General features: G+C 69.4%; 13 protein-coding genes, 1 pseudogene and 1 riboswitch. Of the genes and pseudogenes, 5 read left to right on the top strand and 9 right to left on the bottom strand.

Annotation, left to right across the window (positions count from 1 at the left end; translation table 11 throughout):
- Positions 1-134 precede the first annotated feature (134 nt).
- The 4 genes from secA2 (at position 135) to ACT3TD_RS02625 (ending at position 4,895) form a co-directional block, all read left to right on the top strand.
- Entirely contained in the window at positions 135-2,552 is a 2,418-nt protein-coding gene (secA2, locus tag ACT3TD_RS02640) for an accessory Sec system translocase SecA2 (RefSeq protein WP_301442623.1), read from the top strand.
- Between the two features lie 220 nt (positions 2,553-2,772).
- Positions 2,773-3,207, top strand: a complete 435-nt coding sequence (gene odhI / locus ACT3TD_RS02635) for an oxoglutarate dehydrogenase inhibitor Odhl (RefSeq protein WP_441579485.1) — start codon at positions 2,773-2,775, stop codon at positions 3,205-3,207.
- 73 nt (positions 3,208-3,280) lie between these two features.
- Positions 3,281-4,021: a transcriptional regulator FtsR gene (gene ftsR / locus ACT3TD_RS02630; RefSeq protein ID WP_301442614.1), complete on the top strand. Its 741-nt coding sequence runs from the start codon at positions 3,281-3,283 to the stop codon at positions 4,019-4,021.
- Positions 4,022-4,283: 262 nt separating this feature from the next.
- Positions 4,284-4,895 (top strand): MerR family transcriptional regulator, encoded by a 612-nt coding sequence (locus ACT3TD_RS02625; RefSeq protein ID WP_301442615.1) that lies wholly within the window; start codon positions 4,284-4,286, stop codon positions 4,893-4,895.
- A gap of 9 nt (positions 4,896-4,904) precedes the next feature.
- Here the strand turns inward: ACT3TD_RS02625 and ACT3TD_RS02620 are convergent, their stop codons facing one another.
- From ACT3TD_RS02620 to gndA, 6 genes are all read right to left on the bottom strand, one after another.
- Positions 4,905-5,762, bottom strand: a complete 858-nt coding sequence (locus ACT3TD_RS02620; RefSeq protein ID WP_301442616.1) for a hypothetical protein — start codon at positions 5,760-5,762, stop codon at positions 4,905-4,907.
- A 2-nt stretch (positions 5,763-5,764) separates the two neighbouring features.
- Positions 5,765-6,691, bottom strand: a complete 927-nt coding sequence (locus ACT3TD_RS02615; protein WP_301442617.1) for a 3-methyladenine DNA glycosylase — start codon at positions 6,689-6,691, stop codon at positions 5,765-5,767.
- A complete protein-coding gene (locus tag ACT3TD_RS02610) occupies positions 6,681-7,742 on the bottom strand; it encodes a hemolysin family protein (RefSeq protein WP_301442618.1) in 1,062 nt (353 codons plus the stop codon). Before ACT3TD_RS02610 ends, ACT3TD_RS02615 begins: the two co-directional genes overlap by 11 nt.
- Entirely contained in the window at positions 7,735-9,156 is a 1,422-nt protein-coding gene (locus tag ACT3TD_RS02605; RefSeq protein ID WP_444614830.1) for a hemolysin family protein, read from the bottom strand. Before ACT3TD_RS02605 ends, ACT3TD_RS02610 begins: the two co-directional genes overlap by 8 nt.
- Positions 9,157-9,163: 7 nt before the next feature.
- Positions 9,164-10,306 carry a DEAD/DEAH box helicase gene (locus ACT3TD_RS02600; RefSeq protein ID WP_301442624.1) on the bottom strand — a complete coding sequence of 381 codons (1,143 nt, stop codon included), beginning with the start codon at positions 10,304-10,306 and terminating at the stop codon, positions 9,164-9,166.
- 360 nt (positions 10,307-10,666) lie between these two features.
- Complete coding sequence (gndA, locus tag ACT3TD_RS02595) at positions 10,667-12,115, bottom strand: NADP-dependent phosphogluconate dehydrogenase (protein ID WP_301442620.1); 1,449 nt, start codon at positions 12,113-12,115, stop codon at positions 10,667-10,669.
- 119 nt (positions 12,116-12,234) lie between these two features.
- Here gndA and ACT3TD_RS02590 point away from each other — a divergent pair, with 119 nt between their 5' ends.
- Positions 12,235-12,738: a PaaI family thioesterase gene (locus tag ACT3TD_RS02590; RefSeq protein ID WP_367620299.1), complete on the top strand. Its 504-nt coding sequence runs from the start codon at positions 12,235-12,237 to the stop codon at positions 12,736-12,738.
- A gap of 36 nt (positions 12,739-12,774) precedes the next feature.
- Here the strand turns inward: ACT3TD_RS02590 and ACT3TD_RS02585 are convergent.
- From ACT3TD_RS02585 to ACT3TD_RS02575, 3 genes and pseudogenes are all read right to left on the bottom strand, one after another.
- Positions 12,775-15,047: pseudogene (locus tag ACT3TD_RS02585) on the bottom strand (bifunctional hydroxymethylpyrimidine kinase/phosphomethylpyrimidine kinase).
- Positions 15,044-15,883 carry a hydroxyethylthiazole kinase gene (thiM, locus tag ACT3TD_RS02580; protein ID WP_301443948.1) on the bottom strand — a complete coding sequence of 280 codons (840 nt, stop codon included), beginning with the start codon at positions 15,881-15,883 and terminating at the stop codon, positions 15,044-15,046. The pseudogene ACT3TD_RS02585 and the gene thiM overlap by 4 nt, the downstream one beginning before the upstream one ends.
- Positions 15,872-15,970, bottom strand: a riboswitch (TPP riboswitch). Its footprint overlaps the gene before it by 12 nt.
- 111 nt (positions 15,971-16,081) lie before the next feature.
- Positions 16,082-17,509: an NAD(P)/FAD-dependent oxidoreductase gene (locus tag ACT3TD_RS02575; protein WP_441582028.1), complete on the bottom strand. Its 1,428-nt coding sequence runs from the start codon at positions 17,507-17,509 to the stop codon at positions 16,082-16,084.
- Between the last annotated feature and the right edge of the window lie 24 nt (positions 17,510-17,533).

The raw sequence follows: 17,533 nt of genomic DNA, 5'->3' as shown, positions 1-17,533 counted from the left end.
GGCCCACAGTAGTGCCCCGCGGTAATGCCGCAGTAGTGCCCCAGTGGTGTGCCGCACGGGCGCGTGCCGACTATCCTTGCAACCGACAGCGTGCGAAGCACGACCCCTGAGACATGCAGCAAGCGGAGGCGAGGATGGCCGGATTCGGCTGGTTCTGGAAGGCCATGGGTTCGTCGGCGACGGCGAACCAGAAGAAGTCGAAGACGATCGTGTCCGAGTCGGCGAAGGCCGTGGAGCGACTGTCCGGCGCCACCGACGCCGAGGTCGTGGAGATCGCCCGGTCCTGCGTGACCGCCGGAGACACCCCCTCGGTGGACGACGCACCGCTGCTGCTCGCGGCGATGCGGGAGGGTGCCGAGCGCACGATCGGCATGCGGCCGTTCGACGTCCAGCTGCAGGGCACCCTGCGCATGCTCGTCGGTGACGTGGTGGAGATGGCCACCGGTGAGGGCAAGACCCTCACCGGTGCGATGACCGCGGTGGGCTACGGCCTGCAGGGGCGCAAGGTGCACCTGATCACCGTGAACTCCTTCCTCGCCGGCCGCGACGAGCAGTGGATGGGCCCGCTGCTCGATTTCTTCGGCCTGACCCACGGCGCCATCGCCGAGGAGTACGGGGCCGACGAGCGCCGCGACGTCTACTCCCGTGACGTGGTCTTCGGTGCGGTCAACGAGATGGGCTTCGACGTGCTGCGCGACCAGCTGATCACCCGCCGGGAGGACGCGGTGCGTACCCCGGCCGACGTGGCGGTCATCGACGAGGCGGACTCGGTGATGGTCGACGAGGCGCTGGTGCCCCTCGTGCTCGCCGGATCTGAGCCGGGGCCCGCCCCGACCGGCCAGATCACCGACCTGGTGCGCCGTATGGAGGAGAACCGGCACTTCACGGTCTCCGGCGACCGCCGCAACGTGTTCCTCAGCGACTCCGGTGCGCGGTTCGTGGAGAAGGGCCTCGGGATCGAGTCCCTCTACGGTGCCGGTGACGATGCCCGTGCTGCCAGGGACGCCGGGGATGCCGGGGACGGTGCGGATACAGAGGACGGCGCGGATGGTGCAGACGCTGTGGACGCTGTGGAGGCGGTGGACGGTGCGGACGCGGGTGCCCTGCTGTCGCAGGTCAACGTCGCGCTGCACGCCCAGCACCTGCTGACCCGCGACGTGCACTACATCGTGCGCGACGGCAAGGTCGCCCTCATCGACGGCTCGCGTGGCCGCGTCGCCGAACTGCAGCGGTGGCCGGACGGCCTGCAGGCCGCCGTGGAGGCCAAGGAGGGCCTGCAGGTCACCGACGGCGGGCGCATCCTCGACCAGATCACCGTGCAGGCGCTGCTCGGGCTCTACCCCCGTAAGTGCGGCATGACCGGTACCGCGGTGGCCGCCAGCGACCAGCTGCGCCAGTTCTACGAGCTGTCCGTCAGCGTCATCGACCCCAACCTGCCGAACCGTCGATTCGACGAGGCCGACCGTGTCTACACCACCGAGGAGCAGCGCGACGCCGCCGCCGTGGACCACATCGTGGAGGTCCAGGGCACCGGTCAGCCCGTCCTCGTCGGTACCCAGGACATCGCCGAGTCCGAGAGCGTGGCCGAGGCTCTGGCCGAACGCGGCGTGCAGTGCCGCGTGCTCAACGCCAAGAACCACGAGGCGGAGGCCGGCATCGTCGCCGAGGCCGGACGCGCCGGGCACGTCACCGTGTCCACGCAGATGGCCGGCCGAGGCACCGACATCCGCCTCGGCGGACGCGACGAGGACGACCACGAGCACGTCGTGGAGCTCGGCGGCCTGCACGTCGTCGGCATCGGGCGGTTCCGTTCCCAGCGTCTGGACAACCAGTTGCGTGGGCGTTCCGGGCGTCAGGGTGACCCGGGCTCCTCGGTGTTCTTCGTCTCCCTGGAGGACGACGTGGTCAACACCGGCGGTGCCGGTGAGGAGCTGCGCGCCGAGCCCGGCGAGGACGGACGCCTGGAACAGCGCAAGGTGCTGCAGTTCATCGACCACTGCCAGCGCGTGGCGGAGGGCCAGATGCTCGACATCCACGCCACGACGTGGAAGTACAACAAGCTGATCAACGACCAGCGTGAGATCGTCGACGACCGGCGTGCCAAGGTGCTCGACACCGACACCGCCTGGCAGGACCTCAGCTACCACGACGTGGAGAAGGCCGGACGCCTGCAGGCCGAGGGCATCCCCGAGGAGGTGCTGGAACAGGCGGCCCGGGAGATCATGCTTTACCACCTCGACGTGGAGTGGAGCGACCACCTGGCCTACCTGGACGACATCCGTGAGTCGATCCACCTGCGTGCCATCGCCCGCGAGAGCCCGATCGACGAGTTCCACCGGATGTCGATCGCCGCCTTCGGCGAACTCGCCGAGCGCGCGGTCGCCAAGGCGAGGGAGACCTTCAGCGAGGTCGAGATCACCTCCGAGGGGGTGGACCTGGCCGGCCAGGGACTGCACAAGCCGAGTGCGACGTGGACCTACATGGTCAACGACAACCCGTTGTCCAGCACCGGAGGCAGCGTGGTCGGCTCGATCGCGGCGATGTTCCGGTAGGGTCCGGCAGGTTTCCGGTAGGGTTCCGGATAGCCGCACGACCCCGCCGCACGGTGGGGGTACCCGGTTTCGGCGAGGCTTTCCGTAGTCTCGCGGGGCCGCCGGGTAGTATGGTGGGAAAGGCTTGCAGGCGTACCGTCTGCTCTTCTCATCGGCTCCAGCCGCGACCTGCGGCCGGAGCCATGGTCACACTGCAACAGATTCCAGGAGGAACTGAAACATGAGCGACAACACCGGGATCCCGGATGCATCGGTCGAGACGACCTCGGTCTTCCGTGCTGACCTCCTCAAGGAGATGGAGACCGGTGCGCAGTCCGAGTCCGCACCGGCAGGTGTGGAGGGTCTCCCGTCGGGTTCTGCGCTCCTCGTGGTCAAGCGTGGGCCGAACGCTGGTTCACGGTTCCTGCTCGACCAGGACACGACCGCGGCCGGCCGCCACCCCGACAGCGACATCTTCCTCGACGACGTGACCGTCTCCCGTCGCCACGCGGAGTTCCGCCGCAACGGTGAGGAGTACGAGGTGGTCGACGTGGGAAGCCTCAACGGCACCTACGTCAACCGCGAGCCGAAGAACTCCGCCGTGCTGAGCAACGGCGACGAGATCCAGATCGGCAAGTTCCGTCTGGTCTTCCTCAACGGCACGAAGGACGCCTGAGGTCCACCCTCTTCGGTAGTATCACCCCTGTCGACACCACGTCACCGGACCCGCACCTGATGTGAGGAGCACTGTGTCAGCGAACGCCGCAGCCGCCGGGCAGCCGCAGCCTGAGTCCCGGCCCACCGCCGGGCGGGTTCTGCCCACGTCGTCGATCGGGGACGTCCTCAAGCAGCTCCAGCCGGACTTCCCGGACGTCACGGTCTCCAAGATCCGTTTCCTGGAGTCTGAGGGGCTGGTGACCCCGCAGCGCAGCAAGTCTGGTTACCGGCGGTTCTCCCCGGAGGACATCTCGCGGCTGCGCTACATCCTGGCCAACCAGCGCGACAGCTTCCTGCCGCTGAAGGTCATCAAGGAGCAGCTCGAGGCGATGGACTCGGGCAAGGTCACCCCGGTGGACTCGCGTCGTTCCGTGGCCGGCACGGTCACCCCCGAGCAGTTCCGTCAGGCGACCGTCCGACGACTGACCCGGGCGGACGTCGCCTCGCGGGCGGGGGTGGAGGACTCGGTCGTCGCCTCGCTGGTGAAGATCTCCCTGCTGACGCCGGACGCGGCGGGGTTCTTCTCCGTCGACGACGTCGACGTGGTGCGCATCGCGGCGAAGATGGGGGAGTACGGGATCGACCACCGGCACCTCAAGACACTGGTCACCCAGGCGCAACGGCAGGCGGACCTGGTCAACCAGGTCGCCGGGCCGGTCGCGCACGGTCGTGACGAGAACGCCCGGGAGCGTTCCGCCGAGGTCAGCCGGGAGGTCAGCGCCCTGGTCGTCTCACTGCACGCGGCGCTGATCAAGGGGAAGCTGCCTCACTGACGCCGGTTCCTCCACGCCCCCGGCCACGGACCGTGGCCGGGGGTTCTCTGTTTTTTCCGTGCATGACACGCGTGTTGTTACACGGGTGTCGGGTGAATTCTCGTGTTAGCATTACCCTCGACCTCAGGTTGAGGGTCAGGGATGCGGATCCCCCGGGTGAGGTTTTCGTGCTCACCTGTTGACTCCACGGCCATCCCGTCTAATCTTGAGAGCAGTGAATCACAGGTGTGCAAGCAGACACGCCGAACAGAGGAGAATCAGCATGGAGCGCAGTGACGCCCGGGGCGAGTCCGGACACGAGCAGGGCACGACGCCCGCCGGCGAGGCTGTCCCGGCACCGCAGCAGGACACCCTGTTCGACGTCGAGGGTCCCGACCAGGAGGTCGGCTACCGGGTGACCATCGCCTGCCAGGTCGCCGGCATCACCTACCGCCAGCTCGACTACTGGGCACGCACCAAGCTGGTGCAGCCGTCGATCCGCACCGCACACGGCTCCGGCTCCCAGCGCCTGTACTCCTTCCGCGACATCCTCGTGCTGAAGATCGTCAAGGGCCTGCTCGACACCGGCATCTCCCTGCAGAACATCCGCCGTGCCGTGGACAAGCTCGGCAACCTCGGCGTGGACGACCTCGCCGGCATCACCCTGGTCTCCGACGGCAAGACCGTCTACGAGTGCCGCTCCGCCGAGGAGGTCATCGACCTCCTGGCCGGTGGACAGGGAGTCTTCGGCATCGCCGTGCCGGGCCTGATGAAGGAACTCAGCGGCACGATCACCGCCTTCCCCTCCGAGCCGGCCGAACCCGTCGTTCAGCCCGACGGCGCCTTCGACCCCGCCGACGAGCTGGCCGCCCGCCGTCTGAAGAAGTCCTCCTAGCCAGATCTCTCAGCCCAGAGGCACATCCGCCAACACGCCCGCGACCCTGCTCAGCCAGGGGGACGCGGGCTCAGCTGTAACTGATTCCCCTGTGCCTTCTGCATCGGCCTTCTCCGCGAAGTCAGCCGCAGCCCGGGCCTGGTTCTCGTCCACCGCAGGGGAGGACCCGAAGGCCACCAGCGGGAACTGCACCTCGCCGACGGTGGCATCGTTTCCGCCAGCCTGCTCGCCGAGCAATGACGCCGAGGAGAGCACCGGCAGGTTCTCGTCCACGGCGGCCTGAACGTCCGGCGCCGCCCGCAGTGCCTCCAGCGTGGCGTCCGACTCCATGTCCAGGGGGACGCCGGCCGCTTCCGCGGCGAGGGCGGTGACCATCGACGCCGCACCCGTGGGCAGCACGGCGCGTGCCACGTCGGCGTCGGCCCCCTCGGGGACCCGGTGCACCAGGTCGTCCGACCCCACCACAGGCACCTCGTTCGGCGCGCCGGAGAGCCCCGAGATGAAACCGGTGCCGGCGGGGATCCACACCGGGGCGACACCCGGCTGCCCACCCCGGTAGGCCAGCGTGGCTTCGGCGGTGGAGCGTACCTCCACCGACGCGGTCACACACCGGTCCCGGACCACGGGTTCGGTGTCGTTGTAGTCGGCGACCAGCTGCCGGGCCACGTCCTCGGCCGCCGGGTCCGCCCACACGGTGAGCTCCTGATCGCCGTCGATGCAGGCGCCCTCGGCCTCGTCGGAGGACTGCCGGGAGGCCAACACGAACCACCCCACGACCAGCGCGACGACCAGGATCACCGCCACGAGGGCGAACCACACCCACCCGGCCACCCGGACCGGGCTCTGCGCTGCGCTGTGTCGTGCCATGGTCAGTCTCCGTTTCCTCGGGATGCCCGCTGCGTGGAGCGGAAGAAGTCGTCGATGATATCCACCAACGCCCGGCGCAGCACCTGGCCGCGCTCGGCGAAGTCACGCTGGCGGCGCACGTACTCCGCCCGTCCGTCCGGCGTCTCCACCGCGACCGGGGTGAAACCCCAGGCGGAAAGGTCGTAGGGGCTGGCCTCCATGTCGGTGCGGCGCACGTCGCACGCCAGGCGGAAGGTGTCCAGCCACAGCTCCCCGGGCACGAGCGGCCCGAGTTTCGTGGCCCACTTGTAGAGGTCCATCGTGGCGTGAAGACAGCCCGGCTGCTCCATGTCGGCCTGCGTCTCACGGGTGGGGTTCAGCGTGTTGCGCGGCACGGCGTCCTCGGTGAAGAAGCGGAAGGCGTCGATGTGGGTGCACCGCAACGTATTGGCCTCCACGACCCCGTCGGTGGCCTCGCGTCCGAGCCGCAGCGGCTCGGGGTGACGGGGTGCGTCCCGGTAGACCATCGCCCACTCGTGCATGCCGAAGCAGCTGAACCGCGCCGGACGCCCCAGCGTGGATGCCAGCAGGCGGCGCATGTAGGTGAAGCTGGTGCCGCGCTTGGCCATCAGGGCGTCGGCGTCCAGCTCCCACAGCGCCGTTCCGTCCGGCGCGGTCGTCTCCCGCAGCGTCCCGGCGGTGCCGGGACGCTCGTCGCCGTCGGCGACCAGTGACACGCCGAAGCCCGGGTTCCAGCGGCCCAGCTTGCCCGGCGTGACCGGGTAGTAGGTGTACATGAAGTCCCAGACCGGGTGACGTTCACCGCGGGAGCGGCGTTCCCGACGCCCGGCGGTGAGTTTGTCGACGGTCGCGCGGTGGTGTTCCTGGCGTGCGCGCCACTGCTGCGGGGTGAGCACCGTGGCGGTCAGGTCTCGCGTGTCAGTCGTCATGGGTCCAGTCTCTCACCGTTCCCACGAGTTCCTCGATCACGTCCTCCAGGGTGATCACCCCGACGACGACCCCGCCGTCGGAGATCTGCGCCATGTGCGAGCTCGTGCGGCGCAGCTCCTTCATCGCGTGGTCGAAGTTCACGCCACCCTCCACCGTGATCAGCGGGCGGATGTCGTGCTCGTCGACGAGCTGGTCGGGGCCCGTCGAGGCGTCCAGCAGGTTGTCGAGAACGTCCTTGACGTGGATGTAGCCGAGGTAACCGTCGTCCGTCCCGGTCACGGGGAAGCGGGAGTAGCCGGTACGCGACACCGCCTCTTCGACCTGGCCGACGGTGATGCGTCCGGTGGTCTCGTCGACGGCGATGGTGTCGACGTCCGACAGCGGGATCATCACCTCGCTGAGCGTGCGCTTCGAGGAGTTCAGCGCCTTGGACAGGCGCGTCGCCTCGGACGGGCCGATGAGCCCCTCGGAGCGGGACTCGGCGATCATCTGCGAGAGCTCCGAGGGCGAGACCGTGGCGTCCAGCTCGTCCTTCTGCTCCACGCCGACCATCTTCAACGTCACCCGGGCGATCCAGTTGAGGAAGACCATCACCGGGTGCACCAGACGGCAGAACAGCAGGTGAGGGGAGACCAGAACCGTGGCAACCGTCTCTGGGCCGGCCAGCGCGATGTTCTTCGGCACCATCTCACCGAGGATGATGTGCAGCACCGTGACGATGAGCAGCGAGATCGCGAACGCCACCGGGTGGAGCAGGTTGTCCGGCAGCCCCACGGCGTGGAACGGTGCCTCGATGAGGTGCGCGATGGCGGGCTCGCCGACCTTGCCGAGCAGCACCGAGGCCACGGTGATGCCGAACTGGGCACCGGCGAGCATGATCGTGAGGTGCTCGGTGGCGTAGAGGACCTTGTCCGCCCGACGGTTGCCGGCGGCGATCATGTTCTCCAGCCTGTCGCGGCGTGAGGAGATCAACGAGAACTCCACGCCCACGAAGAAGGCGTTGAGGCCGAGCAACAGCACGGCGAAGGCGATGGCCCAGAGGTCACCCATCCTGACCACCTCCCTGTGCGGATTCCGTGTTGTCGGTGTCTGTGCCGGTATCTGCGCCGCTGTCAGGCACCGGGCGCAGATGCACCCGGTCGACACGTCGGATGTCCATGGACTCCACCGTCGCCTCCCAGCGCACCGGGTTACCGTCGGTCATGCGTTCCATCAGGTCGCGTTCGCCCCGGGGCAGCAGGACGCGGTCGCCTTCGACCGGGATGCGGCCCAGCGTGGTCATGATGAGTCCGCCGAGGGTCTCGTAGGGGCCGTCCGGGGCGATGTAGCCGCAGGCGTCCTCCAGCTCGTCGCAACGCAGCAGCCCGGACACGTCCCAGAACTGCCCGCTGCGCTGGACCTCGGAGTCCTCACGGTTGTCGTGCTCGTCCCAGACCTCGCCGAGGATCTCCTCGACGACGTCCTCGATCGACACGATGCCGGCGGTGCCGCCGTACTCGTCGACGACGAGCACGAGTTGCGAGCCCGCCGAGCGCACCAGGTTGAGCACGGCGTCGCCGCCCAGGCTGGTGGGCACGGTGGGAACTCGGCGGGCCAGGTCACGCACCGTGGTGGTGGCCCGTTCGTCCGCCGGCACGGTCAGGGCGTCCTTGACGTGGACGACACCGATGGTCTCGTCCAGGTCGCCGTTGACCACCGGGAAGCGCGAGTGACCGGACTCGTGGGCCTCACGGATGAGGTCGAGTGCGGTGTCGGTGGTCTCCAGGGTGTCCACGGTGGATCGCGGGGTCATGAAGTCCTCCGCGCTGGTGTCGCCGAACTTCAGCGAACGGTCGAGGATGCGCACCTTCGACTGGTCGAAGCCCTCCGCACCGGTGGAGTGCCGCACGAGGGCGGAGAGCTCCTGCGGGGAGCGGGCCGAGGCTAGCTCGTCTGCGGGCTCGATGCCGAAACGTCGCACGATCATGTTCGCCGCGTTGTTCATCAGCTGGATGAACCGGTGGAAGACGGTGTTGAAGATCCACACCGGCCGCGTCAGCAGCCGTGCGGTCTGCAACGGGTTGGCGATCGCCAGGTTCTTCGGCACGAGCTCGCCGAAGACCATCGACAGGATCGTGGCGATGACCAGGCTCAGCACCAGCGCCACCGAGGTCGACGCGGAGGCGCCGAGCCCGACGAGTTCGAGCACCGGGGTGAAGAACTTCGCCAGGATCGGTTCGGCGAGGTAGCCGGTGGCCAGGGTGGTCACCGTGATGCCCAGCTGGGTGCCGGACAGCATGAAGCTCAGGCCGCTGTGGGCCTTCTTGACCATGTGCGAGGCGGCGTCGCCGCGTTCGGCGATGTCGTCCTCGATCGTCGAGCGCTCCAGGCTGGTCGTGGAGAACTCCACGGCCACGAAGATCCCGGTGCCGGCGGTCAACAGGACGAAGCCGACCAGCCCCAGGATGCTGAGCAGGATGTCCATCCCAGTCCTACCTGTCCAGCCCCAGCTCGCCGAGGTAGGCGGTGAGGCCGTGACGGTCGAGCACCCACACGGTGGGGCTCACCCCGGCCTTGCGCATCATCTGCTCGGTCTCACGCCGGGTATCCGCGGTGGTGAGCGTCAGCACGGTGCCGGACTCGCCGGCACGGGCGGTGCGTCCTGCGCGGTGCACGTAGGCCTTGTGCTCGGCCGGCGGGTCGATGTGCACCACCAGGTCGACACCCTTGATGTCGATGCCGCGGGCTGCGATGTCGGTGGCGACCAGCACCGTGGCACGGCCGTCGGAGAACTCCTCGATCGCCCGGGTGCGGGCGCCCTGACCCTTGTTGCCGTGGATGCCGACAGCGGGGATGCCGTCACGGACAAGCTTCTTGACTTGACGATCGACGGTGTGCTTCGTCCGCATGAACATGATCGTGCGGGTCGAGGCACGCCCGAGCTGCAGGACCACGTCGTTGCGGGCGGTCTTGTCGTCCACCACACCGAGGAAGTGGGACATGGTGTCCACCTTCGCCCGGACCTCACCGGTGGAGTGCGTGATCGGGTCGTTCATGTACCGCTGGACGAGGACCTTGATGTCCCCGTCGAGGGTGGCGGAGAAGAACAGGTGCTGCGCATCCGCCGGGATGTGGTCGACGAGGCGGCGAACCTGCGGGAGGAACCCCATGTCCGCCATCTGGTCGGCCTCGTCCAGCGCGACGATCTCGACCTGGGACAGGTCGAGGGCCTTCTGCCGGATGAGGTCCTCGGCACGCCCCGGGGTGGCGACCAGGAGGTCGACCGGACGGGCCAGGGCGGTGAGGTTGCGCTTGATGTTCACGCCACCGACGACCTCGATCACACGCTGGCCGACGGACTCCGCCAACGGGCGCAGCCGTCCGGCGACCTGCTGTGCGAGCTCGCGGGTCGGCACCAGCACCAGTGCGCGGGGCTTGCCCGGGCGCGAGGCACCGCCGGTGAGACGGGTGATCAGCGGCAGACCGAAGGTGAACGTCTTACCGGAACCTGTCGGACCGCGTCCCAGGACGTCCTTGCCCGCCAGCCCGTCGGGGATGGCGGCGGCCTGGATCGGGAAGGGGTGCTTGAGCCCCTGCGCCGTCAGCTCCTTGACCACCGGGTCCGGAAGACCCATGTCGGCGAAGAGTACCGAGGTGTCCACGCCTGCGGCCGGGCCGGTCGGAACCGGTGCGGCGACCTTGGGCTGGCGGACCTGCTGCTGCACCTTCGGCTGCTGGTTCTTCTGCTGGTTCTTCTGGGCGGGGCGCTGCTTGTTGCCCTGCTGGCCGCCACGCTTGGCGCCCTGCTGCTTGTTGCCCTGCTGCTTGTTACCCTGCTGGCTCCGGTTGCCGGAACGTCTGCCGGGATTCTCGGAGCCGCCGGCGGTGCCTGAGGCACCCGCACGACTGCCCCGGACGACCTTACGGCGCCGGTTCTGCCGGTTCTGTCCACCGGCACTGGCGCTTCGTCGTCCTTCTGATTGACCTGACACGGGTTACGCTTCCACCTCGCTGCGGTCGGCGGACCAGAGGGTGTGGAAGTGACCGTCGCGGTCGGTGCGCTCGTAGGTGTGGGCACCGAAGAAGTCGCGCTGACCCTGGATCAGGGCGGCGGGCAGCCGCTCGGAACGCAGGGAGTCGTAGTAGGACAGCGAGGAGGCGAAGACCGGGATCGGCAGGCCGAGCTGCGTGGACGCCACGACGACCCGACGCCAGGAGTCGATCAGACCGCCGACCTCGGTGTTGAAGTACGGGTCCAGCAGCAGGGACTGCACACCGGGGTCGGTGTTGTAGGCGTCCACGATGCGGTTGAGGAACTTCGCGCGGATGATGCAGCCGCCACGCCAGATGGTGGCGAGGTCGCGGGGGTCGACGTCCCAGCCGTGCTCGTCGGAGCCGGCCTTGATCTCGTCGAAGCCCTGGGCGTAGGCCACCAGCTTCGAGGCGTAGAGCGCACGCCGGACGTCCTCGACGAAGTCGTCCTTCGAGACGCCCAGGGCGTCCAGCGTGGTGACCTCGCCGGAGGGCAGGTTGCCGGTGGTCGCGGCGCGCTGGTCGCGGGCGCCGGACAGCGCACGGGCGAAGACGGCCTCGCCGATGCCGGTGGTGGGGATACCCAGGTCCAGGGCGGCCTTGACCGTCCAGCGGCCGGTGCCCTTCTGGCCGGCGGCGTCGACGATGACGTCGATCAGCGGCTTGCCGGTGGCCTCGTCGGTCTGGGAGAGCACCTCGGCGGTGATCTCGATGAGGTAGGAGTCCAGGTCGCCGTCGTTCCAGGTGCGGAAGATGTCGGCGATCTCGGACGGCTCGATGCCCACGGCGTAGCGGAGCAGGTGGTAGGCCTCGCCGATGACCTGCATGTCGGCGTACTCGATGCCGTTGTGGACCATCTTGACGAAGTGGCCTGCGCCGTCCGGGCCGATGTGGGTGCAGCAGGGGGTGCCGTCGACCTTGGCGGAGATGTCCTCCAGCAGCGGGCCGAGGGACTCGTAGGACTCGACCGGGCCGCCCGGCATGATCGCCGGGCCGTTGAGTGCGCCCTCCTCGCCGCCGGAGATCCCGGCGCCGACGAAGTGCAGGCCACGCTCGGACATCTCCGCCTCGCGGCGGATGGTGTCGGTGTAGAGGGCGTTCCCGCCGTCGATGATGATGTCGCCGGGCTCCATGGCGTCGGCGAGCTGGGAGATCACTGCGTCGGTGGCGGGACCGGCCTGGACCATGATCAGGGCACGGCGGGGACGCTCGAGGGAGGCGACGAAGTCCTCCACGGTGGCGGAGGGGACGAAGCTGCCGGTGTCCCCGAACTCGGCCATGAACGCGTCCGTTTTGGCGGAGGTGCGGTTGTAGACGGCGACGGTGTGATCGTGGTTGGCGAAGTTCCGGGCGATGTTGGAACCCATCACCGCGAGGCCGACGACACCGATCTGTGCGGAGGAATCTGTCATGGTGCACCATGATAGCGCCCACCCGTCCATCTTCGCCCGCGGCGGTCCGACTGTCGCTAGACTCACCGGGAAACACACCGGAGCAGCCGGAGCACACGTACGTGAGGGAGAGACAGACAGTGACGCAGAACGACACGGCCACCGGGCAGAGTGCAGCCATGGAACGGATGCTGGAGCTGATGGGCTCGGCGAGCTCCTCGGAGCTCACCGAGGCACAGACCGCCGAGCTCTCGGAGATCTTCGCCACGTCGATCCCGTCACTGGACCGGACGCTGGGCCTGCGCTACGTCGAGTTCCTCCCGGAGGTCGTCGTGGAGCTCACGATCACCGAGGACCACGTGCAGCCCTGGGGCATCACCAACGGCGGGATCTACGCGACGATGGGGGAGTCGGCCGGGTCCTTCGCCGGTTACATCGCCGGCGGCGGCGGTCTGGTGATGGGCACCACCAACTCCACGAACTTCCTGCGCCCCTCCACCCCCGGCGACGTGATCCGCTCGACGGCACGCGCCGTGCACACCGGCCGGACCAGTCAGCTGTGGCGCATCGAGCACGTCAACGCCGCGTCCGGCAAGCTGTGCGCCACCACGGAACTGCGGACCGTGGTGGTGCCCAGCAAGTAGCGTTGGCCAGCCCCGGTGACCCCGGCAGCCGTCCGCTCAGCGGCGGTGCGCCTGGTCGAAGAACTCGAGCTCCCACCGCGAGGCGTCGAGGAAGGCGCGGGCGGCCTCGGCGCGCTGACGCGGACCAGCGGTGGCGAAGGCGTCCTCCACCAGTGAGATCGCCTGCCGGACGCCGGCGGTGAAGTCCTCACCGGAGTAGCTGTCCAGCCAGGCGGCGTAGGGGTTGTCCGGCGTGGACCCCGCGGCGAGATCCATCCCGACCTCGGCGTAGAGCCAGTAGCACGGCAGCACCGCCGCCGCGCCGACCACGTGGTCGCGCGACTGCACGCTGCGCGTGAGGTGGGCCGTGTAGGACGCCGTGACGTGGGAGGGGGCGACGGCGGGTGCGTCGCCCAGCCACGTGCGGTGCAGGGACGCCTCCTCCTCGAGGCACTCCGCGGCACCCTTCACCCAGAACAGCGACGACGCCTGGTCCGGCGCGGAGGCCGCCAGCGCCGCCAGCGCCGGGGAGTACTGCGCCAGGTACACGGCGTCCTGGGCGAGGTAGAAGTCGAAGTCAGCCTTCTGCAGGGTGCCTGCCCCCAGGTCGGTGATGAACGGCAGGGCGTTGATCTGGCTCACCAGTGCGGACTGGGCGCGCCACAGGGCCGTGGTCCACGGGCCGGCCCCGGGGATGTGGGGGGTGACCTCGTCGTGCGCGGCGCCGACGGCGGCGAGCTCCCCGGGGCTGTCCAGCAGCTCCGGGACACCTGCGGTGAGCTCCCAGGGGGTGGTGTCCGAGGCCGCGGCGAGACGCCGGGAACGGTGCGTGTGGTCGACCGGGCCGTTACCGGTGCCGACGTGCAGGTCGTCGGCGTGGCGGATGGCCTCGGACAGCCAGCGGCTGGACCAGTGCAGTGCCGTCGCGGTGTCCTCCCCGGCGGCGAGCCGGGTCGTCAAGGCCGAGGACAGCGAGCAGCCGGTGCCGTGGGTGTTGTGGGTGGTGACCCGGGCGACGGGCACGGTGGTCACGGTGCCGTCCGGGGCGACGACCGCGTTGTCCGCGGTGGGGCCGGACAGGTGCCCACCCTTGACGATGACGGTGGTGTCCAGGTCCGCGGAGAGCCGGCGCCCCTGCGACAGGGCCTCGTCCAGGTCGGCGGCGACCTGGGTGCCGCCGAGCACGGCGAGCTCGGCGAGGTTCGGGGTGATCACGTCGGCGGCCCGGCACAGCTCGACCAGGGCTGCCTCGGCGTCCTCGGTGAGCAGCCGGTCGCCGCTGGTGGCCACCATCACCGGGTCGACCACGGTCACCGGGACCGGGTGTGCGGCCAGGTAGCCGGTCACCGTGCGGGTGATCTCGGCGGTGCCGAGCATGCCGATCTTCACCGCGTCCACGGTGACGTCGTCGAAGACGGCGTCGAGCTGGGCGAGGAGGAAGTCGGTGTCGGGTGCGTGGACCTGCCGCACGCCGTGGGTGTTCTGTGCGACGAGTGCGGTGACCACGCTCATGGCGAAGCCGCCGGCCTCGCCGATGGACTTGATGTCGGCCTGTGCGCCCGCGCCCCCGGTGGGGTCGGTGCCGGCGATGCTGAGTACTCGGGGGATCATGTGTGGGCCTCACTCGTCTGGGGGCTGGTGCCGGTGTTCTCGTACAGGGTGCGCAGGTCGCGGGCGGCCGCGGCGGGGTCGTCGGCGGCCATGACCGCCGAGACCACGCAGATCCCCGCCACGTCGGACGCACCCAGCGCGGCGGCGTTGGCGGCGTTGACGTGGCCGATGGCCACCGACGGGATCCCCAGCTCCAGGGCGTGGGCGGCCAGGTCGTCGACGCTGCCGGGGCCGGTGACCCCGAGCGCGCGACCGGTGTCGGTCTTGGTGTCGGTGAGCTCCACCGGGCCCAGTCCGAGGACGTCCGGCGGACGCACCCCGTCACGCATGAGCGCGGCGATCCGGTCGACCTGGGCGTGGTCGTCGACGGACAGTCCGATCATCAGGTCGTCGGGCAACAGGTCCCGGGCGGTGGGGTAGTCGATGTCGTCCTGCCCGATGTGCAGGTGCAGTCCGAGCCGGCGGGCGGTGTCGATCCGGTCGTTGACGAACAGGGGCACGCCAGTTCCGGCGAGCACCTCGGCGAGCTCGGCGGCGCGCGCGGTGAACTCCTCGTCGCCGAGGGTCTTGTCCCTGAGCTGGACCACACTGACCCCGCCCTGCACCGCCCGGGCGACGACGCCGGCCACGGCGTCGCGGCCACCGCCGAGTTCCGGGTCGGTGACCAGGTAGAGACCCCAGTCCACGCGGGAAGGGGCGGGGACGCTCACCGGGGTCATTCGGCGGTCTCCATCGCCGAGACGAGCCCGGGGACCAGGCCCGGGTCCTGCGAGACGGTGTCGAGTGCGTCGAGCCAGGCGACGGCGAAGCCGCCCGGGCCGCGCAGCTGTCCCGAGTCGTCCCGCGCGGCGAGCGTGCCGGCGGCACCGACGTGGGCGTGGGCGGCGAGGACGGCGTCGTGCGCGTCAGTACCTGCTGAGGCGGCTGCGCCGAGATAGGCGGCGGTGAGCGCGCCGAGGGAGCAGCCCGTGCCGATGACGCGTTGCATCATGGGGTCGCCGGAGGTCAGCCACGTGACCCGTCCGGTCGAGACGATGAGGTCGCGCGCGCCGGAGACCGCCACGACCCCGCCGGTACGTTCCGTCAGAGAGCGTGCGGCCTGCAGGGCGGTGTCGACCTCGTCGGTGGCGTCGACGCCGCGTCCTCCGCCGGAGCGTCCGGCCAGGGCGATGACCTCGGAGGCGTTGCCGCGCACGGCGGCGGGACGACGCAGGACGACCTCACGGGCGAACTCGGTGCGCGCCGCGGGGCCGCCGCAGGCCACCGGGTCGAGGACCCAGGGGGTGCCGGCGGCGTTCGCACCGCGCACGGCCTCGCGCATCGCGGTGTACTGGGCGGCGGTGGGGCTGCCGGTATTGACCAGCAGGCCCGAGGCCAGGGCCGCGAACTCGGCGGCCTCCTCAGGTGTGTCGACCATCGCCGGGGCGGCACCCGCGGCGAGGAGGACGTTGGCGGTGACCTGGGGGACGACCTGGTTGGTGATGCACTGCACCAACGGCTGGTCCCGACGCAGGGAACTGATGATGTCAACGGTGGTGGCGAGCGTGTCTGACACGGACCATCCCTTCGCTAGTTCGAACTAGAGCAGGTTCTACGGGTGTGATCTCAGCGCGGGTCGTTCCGCGCACCCCGAGTCTCAGCAGTCCAGCCTACCGTGTGTGCGCACACGCGAAAGCCCGGGGCCGTCGAGAGGGAACGGCCCCGGGCTTGATCCGGAGGTGCTAGCCGGAACTAGCCGAAAACTAGTCGGCTATTAGTCGGCCACGGCGCGGGTGTCGCGACCGTCGCCGAACTTGAGGTTGTCGCGGACCTCGATGGAGCGGATGTCCTGCTCGTCCTCGAGGGTGCGCAGCTTGCGCAGCGCGTTGCGGGCGTGCAGCTGCTGGCGGGTGGCCACCAGGTGCCAGCGGTTGGCCGAGAGGGTGTTGAGGCCCCAGCTGAAGGCGGCGACGAAGCGGTTGCGGAAGCCGACCATGAACATCAGGTGCACGGCGAGCCACATCAGCCAGCCGATCGGGCCGGAGATCTCGGCCTTGTCCAGCTTCACCACGGCGTTGAAGCGCGAGACGATGGCCATCGTGCCCTTGTCGAAGTACTTGAAGTCCGGACGCTCGGTGGCGCCCTGCTCCACCTCGGCGCGGATGATCGAGGCGGCGTGCTCGCCACCCTGGATGGCGACCTGGGCCAGGCCCGGGAGCTTGTCGAGGCTCATCATGTCGCCGACGATGAAGATCTCCTTGTGGTCGCCCACGGAGAGGTCCTTGTTCACCGGGACGCGGCCGGCACGGTCGGCCTCGATGCCGTCGATCTGCTCGGCGATGTGCTTGCCCAGCGGGCTGGCGGCCACACCGGCGGACCAGATCTTGCAGTACGCGGCGACCGTGGTCTCTTCCTCGGTCTTCATGTTCTTCCAGGTCACGCCGTCGCGGTCGACGTTGGTGACCAGGGAGTCGGTGACGACCTCGACGCCGAGCTTCTCCAGGGTCTGCTGGGCCTTGCGGCCGAGCTTCTTGCCGAACGGGGGCAGGACCTGGGGGCCGCCGTCGACGAGCAGGATGCGGGTCTGCTCGGTGTCGGTGCGACGGAACTCGTTGCGCAGGGTGCGGTGGGCCATCTCGGCGAGCTGGCCGGCGAGCTCCACACCGGTGGGGCCGGCGCCGACGATGACGAAGGTCAGCTGGCGGGCCTTCTCGGCGGGGTCGTCGGTGATCTCCGCGCGCTCGAAGGCGCCCGTGATGCGGGCACGCAGCTCGAGCGCGTCGTCGATGCTCTTCATGCCGGGGGCGAACTCGGCGAAGTGGTCGTTGCCGAAGTAGGACTGGCCGGCGCCGGCGGCGACGATGAGGGAGTCGTACTGCAGCACGACGTCCTTGCCGCCCAGGTCGGCGGTGATGATCTTCTCGTCGACGTTGACGTCGCGGACCTCGGCCTTGACGACGCGGGCGTTGCGCTGCTTGCGCAGGATCTGGCGGATCGTCGGGGCGATCTCGCCGGAGGACAGCACGCCGGTGGCCACCTGGTACAGCAGCGGCTGGAAGAGGTGGTGGTTGGTGCGGTCGATGATGGTGACGTCGACGTCGGCGCCGGCGAACTTCTTGGCGGCGAACAGTCCACCGAAACCTCCGCCGACAATGACGACGTGGTGACGGCCGGAGGGCCGGAAGGGTGCGGTTGTTGTCATATCAGCGAAACTCCTCGTTCTGCG

Origin of the sequence: Corynebacterium sp. AOP36-E1-14, from assembly GCF_052377495.1 — a bacterium.
In the GTDB taxonomy this organism is placed as follows: Bacteria; Actinomycetota; Actinomycetes; order Mycobacteriales; family Mycobacteriaceae; genus Corynebacterium.
The sequence above is the reverse complement of the archived record's forward strand: the minus strand, read 5'-3'. Positions and strand labels throughout refer to the sequence as shown.

What these genes read in the sequence shown, in the direction of transcription:
- ACT3TD_RS02620 (WP_301442616.1), bottom strand. Translation starts at nt 5,762, where the DNA reads ATGGCACGACACAGCGCAGCGCAGAGCCCGGTCCGGGTGGCCGGGTGG.
- ACT3TD_RS02575 (WP_441582028.1), bottom strand. Translation starts at nt 17,509, where the DNA reads ATGACAACAACCGCACCCTTCCGGCCCTCCGGCCGTCACCACGTCGTC.
- ACT3TD_RS02605 (WP_444614830.1), bottom strand. Translation starts at nt 9,156, where the DNA reads ATGGACATCCTGCTCAGCATCCTGGGGCTGGTCGGCTTCGTCCTGTTG.
- ACT3TD_RS02625 (WP_301442615.1), top strand. Translation starts at nt 4,284, where the DNA reads ATGGAGCGCAGTGACGCCCGGGGCGAGTCCGGACACGAGCAGGGCACG.
- gndA (WP_301442620.1), bottom strand. Translation starts at nt 12,115, where the DNA reads ATGACAGATTCCTCCGCACAGATCGGTGTCGTCGGCCTCGCGGTGATG.
- ACT3TD_RS02615 (WP_301442617.1), bottom strand. Translation starts at nt 6,691, where the DNA reads ATGACGACTGACACGCGAGACCTGACCGCCACGGTGCTCACCCCGCAG.
- ACT3TD_RS02610 (WP_301442618.1), bottom strand. Translation starts at nt 7,742, where the DNA reads ATGGGTGACCTCTGGGCCATCGCCTTCGCCGTGCTGTTGCTCGGCCTC.
- odhI (WP_441579485.1), top strand. Translation starts at nt 2,773, where the DNA reads ATGAGCGACAACACCGGGATCCCGGATGCATCGGTCGAGACGACCTCG.
- ACT3TD_RS02600 (WP_301442624.1), bottom strand. Translation starts at nt 10,306, where the DNA reads ATGGGTCTTCCGGACCCGGTGGTCAAGGAGCTGACGGCGCAGGGGCTC.
- secA2 (WP_301442623.1), top strand. Translation starts at nt 135, where the DNA reads ATGGCCGGATTCGGCTGGTTCTGGAAGGCCATGGGTTCGTCGGCGACG.